Source organism: Xenorhabdus entomophaga (assembly GCF_037996725.1).
Lineage (GTDB): Bacteria > Pseudomonadota > Gammaproteobacteria > Enterobacterales > Enterobacteriaceae > Xenorhabdus > Xenorhabdus khoisanae.
In genome coordinates this window covers 1-12,780 of sequence record NZ_JBBMXH010000114.1, presented here as the reverse complement: position 1 = coordinate 12,780, position 12,780 = coordinate 1, and the positions used below count along the sequence as shown (strand labels likewise).

The following is a 12,780-nucleotide window of genomic DNA, read 5'->3' as shown; positions in this document are numbered from 1 at the left end:
TTTTACGGAGCTCCCCAAACGCCATCCCAACGATCCTCTGCACGATCTGCTCCCGTGGAACGTGAATATGGGCGACATCATGTAAATACACTGCTTAATTGGCCGCTTACGGCCCAGTGAAAGCGAAGCTGTAAAATACGACATTTTTCATTTTCAGTTATCGTGAGCCGGATGAAATGGATTGCAAGCCGGAAAAGATAATTGCAAGCTCATTCGCAGTTAACGTGAGTCTGCGGTGATTTTCATTTGCAATTAATGTGAGCCGAAAAACCGGATAAATGCGAGTTCGGCTGTTTTCGATTGCAAGTCCTTACATTTACTGTTCCATTGCTCCCGAAACCCCAATTACCGAATGGAAGAAGCCATCACTGAAGGTTTTCTACTCAGAAGAAAATTTTTCAGTGACGGCTTAAAACAGAAGCTGGGTTAGCTAACTTAACTCTTTTAGTTTTTGTTGAAAGGCATTGTAACTGGTTGGAGAAAAACGGACAACCAGAAACAACATCAATAAACTAGCTAATATCATTAACATCCAGATATACGTCAAATCTCCAAAAATATCACGAAGGCTCCCAGCCGTTAACGGTACTAAGCTAGCAATAACAAAACCACCTCCTTGGACAAATGCTGTAAAATTTCCAGCCATAGTTGGATCTTTTAAATGATCCATTGCAACAATAATAGATAATGGGAATAGAATTCCAATACCAACTCCTAACAAAGATACAGCAAAATATGGAGCAGATAATGGAGCAATTATTAACATTAGAAAACCCATTGCAACCAAAATCAATGATACTATCAGCAAGCTGCGTCTGTCAGGAAAACGACTAATAATAATAGATAACAACAGGGCTGTTAATGATTCAACTATAGTTAGCACCGACAAAAGTAATCCTGCTGTACCTTTAGTCAATCCCAACCCAATATAGAATGGAGAAATCCACGCCATAACTAACATGAAAGCTCCAGTTCCGATACCAAAAAATAATAATAATGACCAGCAACGTTTAATGCGCCAAAATGGTACTCTGTTCTTGGTTGTTTGTTCTCTGCTAGGCTTTTCGTACAAGCTGTTTTGTGAAGCTAGCAACCAAAATACTGTTGCAACAATGGCCGGTAATGACCAACTAGCCAGAGTGAACAACCAGCCTATCTGATCTTCTAGCCATGAAGCAGAACCAGATCCAATAGCAGCACCTACAACAATCCCCGTAGAATAGATAGCAATTACACTACTAGTCGCCGTGCCAAAATTCCTCTTGATAAAACCTGGTAACAGCGCCTGAATTATCGCAATCCCTAATCCTACTAACACTGTACTAATAAATAAACCAAAATGATTTTCCGACCACAGGCGAATAAAACAAGATAAGGTTATTATTATTCCTCCTATAGCAATACCACCACGTTCCCCTAGAATGTTGCGAATAGATTGAGCATAAATTGCTCCAAACCCCATCATTAGCACTGGAATTGTAGTTAATAAGCTGATACCCACTGATTGAATTTGAGCAAATTGACTGATTGACTGAACCAATGGACCAATAACAGCGATAGCTGGACGGAGATTCAGTGATAAAAGTAAAATTGCTAATAATAAGAAAGAAATTGAATATTTTTTTGAACTACTCATGAAAGCATCCTAATAATAAAATCATAAAACCACCTTGTTTAATCAAGATAATTAAATTATATTTTTCTATAAAACTTAAGGTTATCAATCATATTTATATTCCGGTTTTTTTATAAGAGAATTAATTCTTGGAAGAATTATTGGATTATAAACTTCATCCTTCCAGTTTTCAGGTTTGATCATTTTTATATCAATAGACACGGCGCTAATATTACACCCTAATTCTTCATTTAAAATTTTAGAAATTTTATTTTGAATATTATCTATTTTCTTATAATCCAAATCAGAGTTAAAACAACTAATAACAACATGCGGCATAATAACTTTCCTATGAATCATTAAATGTGAAATTAACATTCTACTAAGATAGAATGAATTTACTGATAAAGGATGAGAGAGAGAACTCGACCCATCCTTATTATAATAATTAACTACATTAATTCAATAATATATTTAATTTCATTATTTCGTCTATACCATTTTGTTTAAGAACAGTATAATGCCCACTATTTATATCGTAATAGGATATATCTAATCCTATTTTTTCACCTCCTTCAATAAATGATTTGCTGTCACCTTTTGCTCTGATGACTTTTATAGGGAAAAATACTTTTCTTTCGTCAAGAGAGATAACATATTCAGGTGAATAGGTAACAGATACTACATCAATAATTGAGTTAATTAATGAATCGTCTATTTCAGAGAAATTTAACTTTATAAAATCAATAAAATTAGTTTTATTTTTTACATTTTTTATGCATTCCTTACTAAGATTTTCATTAATTTCATGAGAAAATACAGATAACAAAATTGTCAAAAAAGCGGGGTTAGAAAATAATATATTTTCATCCTTGCTAATTGGCTCTTCATAATTCAATTTTGGTGATCCAGGAGCAAGTAAAGTCACATGATTAACAACTTCACCCATTTGGCTAAGCTGGTAAGCAACTTCATAGGCTACTCGCGAACCAAATGAATACCCACATAAATTATATGGTCCTGTTGGTTGAATCGTTTTAATCAAACGAATATCTTCCTTAGCCATAGATTCAATACTTTCAAATGCAATTTCACCAACATTAATACCAATAGACTGAATCCCATAAAAATTTCCGTTACTTACTATTGATTCAGCAAGCATGCGAAGATTCATAGGATAGCCACCAAGTCCGGGCCAACAGAAAACATTTGTCCCTTTTCCATTATTTGAAAGCTGGATGGCTCTATTATTTGGAGTAGCAACCGCACCATGACCAACTGTTACTGCTAATTTTTCAATTGTAGGGGATTCAAAAATTACTTGAACAGGAAGAGATACAGAAAACACATTGTTTATTTTCTTAGCAATAGATACTGCTTGTATAGAGTTACCCCCTATCGCAAAAAAATCATCTTCAATAGATATTTCCTCTAATCCCAAGATATTCGTCCATATTTTTAAAATATTTCTTTCAAGTGTCGTTTTTGGTGGAATTATTTTCCGTTCTACATTCTCAAAATTAAACTCTTCTGAACGTTTCAAAGCTTCAATATTAACTTTACCAGATGCACTATGTGGCATTTTATTTACAATAAAAATTTTACTTGGAACCATATAATCAGGTAGAGTGTTTAATAAATCCTCCCTAATTAACTCAGCTGGTCCTTTCATGTGAACAGCATCTTCAGCCATTCCTATATGGAAGCTTTGTTCTTCGCTTATCTTACCAAAAAGACAAAAGTAACTTGGGCCTGATTTTCTATTGCTATTAGAAATAATAGCATTAATTCTTATAGCTGAAGCAAGATCATTTCCGGATTTTGAGCTGTAACCTGAAGACATGGTACCAATCCCAATCCTATTCATTTGTAATCTTTGTAGACTTCTTCCTAAATCTATATAATTTCTCCATGTATCTAGAGAATTACTAACGAATGTAATCCCACCACTTGATCTTTGATAAACTTGTTGATTTATTGCAATAACATGTCTCTTTTCTACTACGAAATTAGAAATTTTCTCCAATTCACCTTTTTTATAAAAATAAGTACCATCTTTAAGGTTATTAATTTTTCCTTGATGAGATTGAATATAAACATCAACATCAACATCCTCTATTTGTTCTGCGAATGGTACAATTTCATAAGAACCTAAATATACATGCTCTTCTGGTAAATCCAGAGTTTCAGTAATTGAAGATGAATAATAACCTTTTCCAATTCCAAATCCATATTCAGGTAATATATAATCAAACATTCCAATAATATGGCCAGACTCCATTTCTAGTACTTCTTTAATATTATTTTTATATACATTTCTGATGGCAGGCATTTTACCAATGAAATGTAACTTCAATTTTGAATTATAACTGGATGGTGTGATTTTAGAAATTAAAAATAACTTATGTTTCAATGGATGATAATAGTAATAACCTGAAGTTATATCACATATATTACATATCTCAATATACACTTGTGTAGCATACAAAGCACCTGGAGATGCATAACCAAATTTTGGTAATAACCTTTCCTCACTCTTGAATTGACCTAAATATCTTAATATTTCACCAAATGTTTTTGTGTCAAGTTTTTCCAATTTTTTCGATATATTTGAAGATGGTTTCATTTTTAATAATTGTTTTATGTCATCATAGGTTGTATTACCACCATTAAAGAATCTATACGTTTTACGAGCAAAGACAATATCTCTTTGTTTTTTCGTTTCACTGCTACCTTCGAGGTTAACGCATACTTTACCAGACAACTCATCATCATTTTTGAAACCATTCCCAGACAATTGGGCTTTAATTTGTATCCTAGTTGATTTTGTTTGATGATGTGATTCAGCATTGTTTTGATCCATCAGAAGAGCTTCATTTGGATTAAGTTCAATACATCCTACTAACAAAGGCTGTCCAGAATGGGAGTTTTCTTTTACAAAAACAGCCGCAGAACTAACCCAATCGTGATTTTCAATCGCTAATCTAATTTCATCAAGTTCTATTCTATATCCTCTGAATTTTATTTGATTATCAACTCTACCAACAAAATGGATAGTACCATTGATATCTTTTTTCACTAGATCACCTGTACGGTATAATCTAACTATATCACCGTTACCATAAAGATCTATCAAAGGAAATTTTTCCTGTGTTTGTTCTGGGTTATAAAGATAACCATTAGCTAGCTGATGACCACTTATGTATAATTCCCCTATTTCACCTTGGGGTAACCTTACTAAATTTTGGTCTAAAATATGGCATTCTAATCCATTGACAGGTAAACCAATCGGAGCTACTTCCCATTCTCCTTTAATACTTTCACTATCAATTTTATAATGAGTTGAGTTTATCGTACATTCTGTAGGCCCATATAAATTAACTAAGTTAACTTTTGGCATGGTTTCAAGTATTTTTTTGGCTAATTTCTTAGAAAGTCCTTCACCTCCACTAAATATATTAATAATGGAGTGACAATCAGAAAATTGTGGAAGCTCAATTAATGCTTGAAGCAAAGTAGGTACTCCTTGAAGAGTAGTTACTTTATGTTGAATAATTTGTTGGATCAGCCCTTCAGGATCACGGTAGATACCAAGAGTTCCCATAACTACTTTTGCTCCACAGCATATACCTAATAATTCCCATTGTGCCGCATCAAAACTCACTGGTGTTTTTTGGATAATACTTAATCCTTTTTCAAGATAGCCTTCACTTTTAATCCAGTTTAATTGACTGACTATAGCCTTATGAGAAATAGCTACACCTTTTGGTTTACCTGTTGTTCCTGAAGTGTAAATAACGTAAGCAATATCACTACCTGCTTGCTCTGATAATACAGTAGTTATTTTTTTCGTATCTGTAGCAGAGGAATAACTTATTTTATCGATATTTACAATTTTAGTACCTGGTAATAATAGTTTCTCTAGTTTACTAATGGTGGTGTTATTGGTTAAGACAATGGAGACATTAGCATCTTTTAACATGTATTCTAACCGATCTTGCGGATAGTCTGTTGCTAAAGGTAAATAAGATGCGCCTGAGAACAAAATCCCCCACATTCCTATAGCTAAGTCAGCAGATGAATCTATAAAAAGACCTATACAATCATTATAGCTGGCACCATTTTTCCTCAATTCTGTGGCGATAACGTTTGCGTGAAGAATGGTTTCTTCATATGTATACTGAGCTATATTGTCAGAAATAGCTATTTCATGAAGTCTTTCTTTACTTACTTCTAATAATAGATTTGATAGTGTTTCTACATTATTAAGAATAGGGTTCCCTGATAGGGTCAATCTTGACCCTACTTTCAATTCGTAATCAGTCATTTTATCTCCAATTTGATTTTTATATTTATATGGTTTTTTAATAGCAAGAAAATAAAGTTCCGAAATTACCAAATCTATTTTTAATTCCATTCATTCTCAAGGCATGCCAATACAGAACAATATTATTTGAGATTATAGGTTTTCCTATCCATTGCTCGGCTGAATTAACTATATTAGCCATAGGAACATTAGTACCAACTTGAACGATTGCTTCCACATTATCATCATTGACATATTTAACTGCTTCCATTAAATCTAAATGTGAAACCTCAGATATTTTTGAAGGGCTTTTACCACCCAGCGATTTTATTTTTACTACTTCATATCCTTTGTCATAAAAAAAACGAGTGACGGATTCATTTCCTATTTCAGAATAAGGAGAAATAAGTCCTATTTTTTTTATTCCACCTAATTGTTTTAAAGCTTCCTCAATTGCATCGGCACTCATAGTGATTTCAGTACCATTAGTAATTTCTTTCATGTGTTCTTTGATGGTTTTATGAGATTCAATTCCATCCCAGTAAGCATCTGGAGATACAGCAATAATTAATCTATTAAGTTTACAATGTTGTAAACTCTTAATAGCAGGTTCAGTCGATCGTCTCATATTCATAATTACACTATTAAACCCTTCTTTTTCAATAAGAGAGTCATCGATAATAATCATTCTTCCAATATGATTGGTTACTCCATATGGACGTAATACATCCATTTCCGGTTGTACAGACGTATTTGTTGATGGTATTACTATTCCTACTCTAAACTCATTTTTCATTATAGGTATATTCCTTCGTTGAAATTTATTTCATTACATTAATCACTAATGTAAATCATTTATTTTCATTAAGTTACACTTGCTACAAGTTTACTGAATAAGATTTCACCACTGTAGGGCATAACCTTATCTCACAAGTCTTAAGGTATAAGATGTGTAGGAAATCTTAGCGTCTCACTATTATGAAAATCTTAATGCAAAAAATATCATATATTATTTTTAGTAAGTGTTTCAAATAATATTAAATCATTATGTTAATAATTAATATAATTTACAATAAAATCATATAAATACATTAATTTTAGTATCTAAATTTAATTATTATTATATCAATTATTTCATTATATTAATTCTGCCTAAGTTTTCATTGAAAAATTAGGTTTTATTGTATTAAGTTAATCAAATAAATTATCTGCATTATTGTTAAGTTGATCGGATAAATGATCTGCATTGATGTTATAATCGGTCATCCGATGACTTACCGCCTGTTCTTATGAAATTGAAATCGAATATCACACTGTCTGAAGCTGAACGTATTACATTACAACAACTTGCCCTGAATCACAGACACCGAGACATCCGTACGCGAGGAACGGGTTTGCTCATGCTTGCCAGAGGCATCAAACCCCGTCAGATAGCCGCTGAGATAGGATGCAGTCTCAGAGTTATCTATGACTGGGTTCACTTCTGGCACGATTCAGGGATAGCGGGATTATTAGGTGGGCATGTCGGAGGCCGATATCCCGCCATGACCCCTGACATGATTACCACCGCGGTCGAAGCCGCCAGTGCAGAATCTCTGACGTTAGCCCGAATCGCACAGAAAGTCGAGGACAAGCATGGCCCGCTGCCCTGTACGCTTGAGACGCTGGCGAATACCCTGAAAAAACAGGGGTTAACCTATAAACGCGCCCGCCTGTCTTTAAAAAAAATGCAATGAAGCGGAGTTTGCTGAAAAAGCCGCCTTGCTGAATAAAATTAAGGCGGGCGCGCGGTCGGGTCATTACCGGCTGGTCTATCTTGATGAGGCGGGTTTTACCGCCTCTCCGCCGGTGCAATACGGATGGAGTCCGCGGGGTAAGCCCCATGAAACAGAGCCGCAAAATCATGTCAGACGTTCAGTGTTAGGGGCGCTAAATGACACCGATAACACCCTGTTTTATCAGATAATGTCAGACAGTGTTACGCGGACTGATGTCATTGATTTTTTAGAACAGGTTGCAAAGCAAGGGGATCATCGCCTGACATTTGTCGTATTAGATAATGCGCGTATCCATCATAGGATAGATGAAAAAATCAAAAGTCGCTGGTTACGAGAACACAACCTGTTTTTACTTTACCTTCCCGCCTACAGCCCAGAGCTGAATCTGATTGAAATCGTCTGGAGACAGGCTAAATATCACTGGCGACGTTTTATCACTTGGACTCAGGATACAATGGATCATGAGCTAAATACTTTATTTGAAAGTTATGGTCGCCAATTTGCAGTTAATTTCTCTTGAGGACTTATAATCGATAACACGATAACCCAATTTTCCGCCTGTCCTTATGAAATTGAAGATAACACTTTCGTAAGCGCTCAATTAAACCGTGTAGTTTACATGATGTCACTGATGTTCACGCTCCACGGCAACAGATCGTGCAGGGGATCATCGGATTGGCGTTTGGGGAGTTCCGTAAAAATATGCCGGAAATAAAAATACGGATTGATGTCATTGGCCCGGCAGGTCATCACCAGGCTGTATAAGTTCGCACTGGCAAAGGCGCCCGCTGCGGAGGTGGAAAAAATCCAATTCTTACGCCCCGTGGTGAACGGACGGATATCCCGCTCCGTGACATTGTTATCAATGCTGACATGCCCGTTTTCCAGATAGACAATCAGTTTCGGCCATTGATTCAGTGTATAGGTGATCGCCGTGCCGATAGCACTTTTCGGCAATGCCGTCCGGCTGGCCTCAGTCAGCCAGTCATGGAAGGCTTCCAGTATCGGGATGGCTTTTTCCTGTCATAATCGTCGTCGTTCGTCGGGGCTGAGTAATCGAGCCTCCCGTTCAATGCCGTACAGTTTGGTGATAAATGTCAAGGCCTGCTCTGCCCGCCCGGCTTTTTTACCCGCCTGCACTTTCTGGGCATCGACAAATTTGCGGCGGGCATGCGCCATGCACCCGGCGTGTTTGATCGCGGGCAGAGAATCATAAGCCGCATAGCCATCCGTCAGCAGATAACCCGCATAATTCCCTAAAAAATCGGCGACACAACGTCCGCTGCGGCTTGGCGGGTAGTCGAAAATCACCGCCGGATGAGCGGCCAATTCGCCACTGCGATACACCCACATATAAGATTTGCTCTGCGCCGGGCGATCCGCTTCATGGAGCACCTGAACCGGCGTTTCATCCGCACAAATCAGGTGTTCATTGAGCAAGTGAGTCCGCATCTGTTCGACCAGCACATGGACTTTGCGGCCCAGTTGCACACACCAGTTCGCCAGCGTACTGCGGCTAATCTCAATACCGGAACGCGCTAAAATATCGGCCTGCCGGTACAGCGGCAAGGCATCGACATATTTAGCCGTGACAATCGCTGCCTGCGTTTCCGGGCTGGCGATGGTTCGGGGCAACAGGCTGGGCGGTGTCGGTGCCGTGATAATGTGGCTGCGGAGTTCGGTTTTTTCACACTGCCGGCAGGCGTATTTGGTGCGTTCGTGACGAATGACGCTGACTTTCTGCGGAATAATTTTCAGGGTTTCTGACGTTTCGGTGCCACAGGCATGCAGCGGTTCGCCGCAACAATCGCAGTGCGGCGCATTCAGGGTATGGCGCTGCATTTCCCGCTCCAGTCCGGCGGGCAATGGCTGACGGCCTTTTTTGTGATGGGCCGGGGCTAGTTTCGGCAGGCTATCCTGCTGTTCAGCCTCGTTGAACGTGCCTTTGGCGGCTTTTTCGCTCTGTTTCCCAAAGCGTTTTGATTTGCTGAGGTTGAGCTGTTCGAGCAGGTGCTGAATTTGGGTCCGCAGCTCCGCCAATGACTCAGCCTGCGCCTGATTTATCGCCTGAAGCTGGTAAACGAGCGCTTTAAGTTGGTCAATATCATCCGGCAGGTCAGTCATCATTCAGGTTCTCAGCAGAAAAACCTGAGTGTGGCAGTCAAAGCTGATCGCGCCAGTCTTAATGAGCGATCCGTGTCACCGATCACATTTTCAAGCCCTGTAAGGGCTGATGCGCCCGGGGATGGGTTAATGCCAGGCCTGACAACAGCCAGTTCAGTTGCGGGCGTGTAATATGGACGGTGCCATCCGCCACAGGCGCGGGCCACTGAAAGCGGCCCTTTTCCAGCCGGCGGTAGTAGTGTAGTGGTATAAGGATCTCGGACACGTCAAAAGCCTGCTAATGTTATTAACATGACAATGAGGTGTGACGATGAAATTGAAACCCACCAAACATCAATATTCCGCTGAATTTAAGCTGGAAGCGGTTCAACAGGTTGTTCTCCATCAGCAGCGGGTTGTTAAGGTCGCCCGTTCACTGGGGATTGATGCCAGCACCCTGGGAAAATGGGTTCGCCAATACAGAGCCGAAATGCAGGGAATGACGCCTGTAGGCAAGGCACTGACGCCTGAACAACGCCAGATACAGGCATTAGAAAAACAGGTGAAACGTCTGGAAATGGAAAAAGAAATCCTAAAGCAGGCAGCCGTGCTGATGAGCGAGATGCGTCGTGGCGCTATGCGTTGATCACACGGCTGAGCCCTCGATGGGCAATCACGGAATTATGTCAGATGCTTCAGGTGTCACGCAGTGCCTATTATGACTGGCGACAACGGCCTGTCGACACGGAACGTATGCAGTTGCGCATCCGGGTTCGTGAACTGTATAACCAAAGTCGGGGGGCGATAGGCAGCCGGACATTGAGTCATTTGCTGACCCATGTAGTGATGTGATGGACGTCCCCGGTTGTGCAAGCATGAATTGATACGGTTTGCGACCATATATCCGGCGTCATAATGAACTCATTTGTCCGCGCCATGATGTCATCCGCACCCTGTTTCCTTATCACTACACCGGTATATCACTACCTTGGTCAATATCAGGCTATGACAGGGACGGTATCCGTTTTCTCATCAGTGTTTGCAAACTCGATAATGCGTCTATATTTTTGTTACTCAATTAATCGATGATAAAAGCCTTTTTCATATTAAAATCCACCTCATCCCGCAGAACACGCCAGATAATCCGGATCAGTTTGTTGGCCAAGGCCACCGTGGCTTTCATGAACCCACATCGGGCAATCAGTTGTCTCAACCATTCTCCCAGACAATCATTACGCTTTTGGACACAGCGCATCACGGCACGGGCACCGTGGATGATTAACGTTCGGAGATGACGGTTTCCATTTTTGCTCAGAGAAGACAGCCGTTTTTTTCCTCCTGAGCTGTGTTGTCGGGGAACCAAGCCACACCAGGCAGAAAGTTGTCGGCCATTGGCAAATTGGGATGCATTCACGTCACTCACGAAGGCGGCTGCAATAAGAGGACCGACGCCGGGGATCGTGAGCAGATGGTGATAACCACTTTGCTGACGAGAAAGTGCCGCTATTTCGTCATCCACTTCATGAATGCGAATGTTCAGGCTTCGCAGCTCTTCCCCCAAAGTATGGAGCAAACGTCGCAGTACTGTGGACAGGTCATAGCTCTCCTCTTCCAGAATCTCAGGCAGGTGCTGTTGCAGTTTCTGAATACCAATGGGAACAATCGCCCCCTGCTCAGCGAGGAAAGCCCGAATCTGGTTGGCGAGTGCAGTACGTTGTTCTACGATGAGTTGCCGGGCATTGCGCAGTGCCTTAATATCTTGCTGTTCTACCGTCTTGACCGGAACAAAATGGATACCAGGTCGGCAGGCCGTTTCGCAGATAGCCAGTGCATCCTTGGCATCATTTTTTTGATGATGACTGAAAGCCTTGACATGCTGGGTCGGCACAAGCCTGATGACAAATCCCATCGCCTGAAGGGTTCTGCCCCAATAGTGAGAAGTAGCACAGGCTTCCATAGCAATGAGGGTTCCTGGCGGAAAAGTGCGTACAGTATCAAGCAATTTTTGCCGTGAGATTTTTCGGTTCGAGGTGACTGAACCATCTTCCATCCAGACACAGACTTGAAAAATGTTTTTGGCGAGGTCAATGCCAACGACTTTGATCGTATTCATGAGATGTTCTCCCGAAATTCAGTGCATCGGAAAGAAAGATGACACTGTTTGCCGCTGAAAAAGGGGACGTCCATCACATCACTACATAGAGCCAGAAGCCGTTGGTGTCCCAGAACAGGATCTTGAGCTTATCACGATGGCGGTTACAAAAAATAAACCCGGCCTCACTGAGCGGATCCAGCCCCAGCGCCTCCACCACACTCGCCAGCCCGTCGATGGATTTTCGCCTGTCGGTCTGACCGGAGACCAGATAAATATTACCGGTTGGGATCATTGCAGTGCCTCAATCCAGTGGCGGATTTGTACAAGGGATAATCCGGCGGGCAACTCCGCGCGAAGTCCGTTGGGCAGGCAGAGTATGACAGTTTGCCCGGTATTCACCTGCTCCTCAATCACAACAGGATGCAGGCGTTGAGGCGCGTGCTGTTGCCGAAGTTTTTTTGCCCAGTAGTAAAACGTGGCCAGATTAATCGTATGGTGCTGGCAAAATGCCGTCACCGTTAACCCACTCTGTTTCTGAGTCTCAATGACGGTAGTCCAGTGTTGCTGTTTTTCAGTGAATGTCATGGGGGTTTGTCTCCTGAATAAAAAAAGAAAACACACTATGACAAAAGATTAATTAATCGGATATGTGGGGTTAATTAGGCGCTTACACACTTTCTGAGCCTGGGGTTATCGGGTCGCGCAAGGGAATTTCCCCCCTGCGCTTCCACGGAACCGGACGTGACAGTCTCCCGTCATCCGGCTCTTGTCGTGTAAGCGGCCAATTAAGCAGTGTATTTACATGATGTCGCCCATATTCACGTTCCACGGGAGCAGATCGTGCAGAGGATCGTTGGGATGGCGTTTGGGGAGCTCCGTAAAA

Annotated in this window: 13 protein-coding genes and 1 pseudogene; 4 read left to right on the top strand and 10 right to left on the bottom strand. The window is 40.6% G+C overall.

Annotation, left to right across the window (positions count from 1 at the left end; genetic code table 11):
- Nucleotides 1–430: 430 nt before the first annotated feature.
- From AAC854_RS18820 to AAC854_RS18805, 4 genes are all read right to left on the bottom strand, one after another.
- Nucleotides 431–1,636, bottom strand: coding sequence for an MFS transporter (locus AAC854_RS18820; RefSeq protein ID WP_047961506.1), 1,206 nt, complete (start codon nucleotides 1,634–1,636; stop codon nucleotides 431–433).
- An 84-nt stretch (nucleotides 1,637–1,720) separates the two neighbouring features.
- Nucleotides 1,721–1,954 carry a tautomerase family protein gene (locus AAC854_RS18815; protein ID WP_047961505.1) on the bottom strand — a complete coding sequence of 78 codons (234 nt, stop codon included), beginning with the start codon at nucleotides 1,952–1,954 and terminating at the stop codon, nucleotides 1,721–1,723.
- 118 nt (nucleotides 1,955–2,072) lie between these two features.
- Nucleotides 2,073–6,032, bottom strand: a complete 3,960-nt coding sequence (locus tag AAC854_RS18810; RefSeq protein ID WP_340618448.1) for an amino acid adenylation domain-containing protein — start codon at nucleotides 6,030–6,032, stop codon at nucleotides 2,073–2,075.
- The gene (locus AAC854_RS18805; RefSeq protein WP_047961504.1) at nucleotides 5,980–6,717 is read right to left on the bottom strand and encodes a maleate cis-trans isomerase family protein; all 738 of its coding nucleotides are present in this window, start codon (nucleotides 6,715–6,717) and stop codon (nucleotides 5,980–5,982) included. Before AAC854_RS18805 ends, AAC854_RS18810 begins: the two co-directional genes overlap by 53 nt.
- Before the next feature lie 493 nt (nucleotides 6,718–7,210).
- Here AAC854_RS18805 and AAC854_RS18800 point away from each other — a divergent pair, with 493 nt between their 5' ends.
- Both AAC854_RS18800 and AAC854_RS18795 read left to right on the top strand, forming a co-directional pair.
- The gene (locus AAC854_RS18800) at nucleotides 7,211–7,657 is read left to right on the top strand and encodes a helix-turn-helix domain-containing protein (protein ID WP_047964173.1); all 447 of its coding nucleotides are present in this window, start codon (nucleotides 7,211–7,213) and stop codon (nucleotides 7,655–7,657) included.
- A 25-nt stretch (nucleotides 7,658–7,682) separates the two neighbouring features.
- Nucleotides 7,683–8,219: an IS630 family transposase gene (locus tag AAC854_RS18795; RefSeq protein ID WP_340618447.1), complete on the top strand. Its 537-nt coding sequence runs from the start codon at nucleotides 7,683–7,685 to the stop codon at nucleotides 8,217–8,219.
- A 95-nt stretch (nucleotides 8,220–8,314) separates the two neighbouring features.
- Here AAC854_RS18795 and tnpC read toward each other — a convergent pair.
- Nucleotides 8,315–9,823, bottom strand: a pseudogene (tnpC, locus tag AAC854_RS18790) (IS66 family transposase).
- A gap of 82 nt (nucleotides 9,824–9,905) precedes the next feature.
- Nucleotides 9,906–10,088, bottom strand: coding sequence for an IS66 family insertion sequence element accessory protein TnpB (gene tnpB / locus AAC854_RS24380; RefSeq protein ID WP_422824104.1), 183 nt, complete (start codon nucleotides 10,086–10,088; stop codon nucleotides 9,906–9,908).
- Nucleotides 10,089–10,133: 45 nt separating this feature from the next.
- On the opposite strand from tnpB (AAC854_RS24380), the gene AAC854_RS18785 reads away from it, so the two are divergent.
- Together AAC854_RS18785 and AAC854_RS18780 are read left to right on the top strand one after the other, a co-directional pair.
- Nucleotides 10,134–10,448, top strand: a complete 315-nt coding sequence (locus tag AAC854_RS18785; protein ID WP_340618446.1) for a transposase — start codon at nucleotides 10,134–10,136, stop codon at nucleotides 10,446–10,448.
- Nucleotides 10,449–10,492: 44 nt separating this feature from the next.
- Complete coding sequence (locus tag AAC854_RS18780; RefSeq protein ID WP_340618445.1) at nucleotides 10,493–10,654, top strand: hypothetical protein; 162 nt, start codon at nucleotides 10,493–10,495, stop codon at nucleotides 10,652–10,654.
- A gap of 226 nt (nucleotides 10,655–10,880) precedes the next feature.
- On the opposite strand, the gene AAC854_RS18775 is transcribed toward AAC854_RS18780, so the two are convergent.
- From AAC854_RS18775 to AAC854_RS18760, 4 genes are all read right to left on the bottom strand, one after another.
- Nucleotides 10,881–11,915, bottom strand: a complete 1,035-nt coding sequence (locus AAC854_RS18775; RefSeq protein ID WP_340618444.1) for an IS110 family RNA-guided transposase — start codon at nucleotides 11,913–11,915, stop codon at nucleotides 10,881–10,883.
- A 73-nt stretch (nucleotides 11,916–11,988) separates the two neighbouring features.
- Nucleotides 11,989–12,189, bottom strand: a complete 201-nt coding sequence (tnpB, locus tag AAC854_RS18770) for an IS66 family insertion sequence element accessory protein TnpB (RefSeq protein ID WP_340618443.1) — start codon at nucleotides 12,187–12,189, stop codon at nucleotides 11,989–11,991.
- Entirely contained in the window at nucleotides 12,186–12,482 is a 297-nt protein-coding gene (gene tnpA, locus AAC854_RS18765) for an IS66 family insertion sequence element accessory protein TnpA (protein ID WP_053067865.1), read from the bottom strand. The genes tnpB (AAC854_RS18770) and tnpA overlap by 4 nt, the downstream gene beginning before the upstream one ends.
- 82 nt (nucleotides 12,483–12,564) lie before the next feature.
- Nucleotides 12,565–12,780 (bottom strand): hypothetical protein (locus AAC854_RS18760; RefSeq protein ID WP_340618442.1); only part of this gene is annotated, 216 nt, incomplete at its 5' end.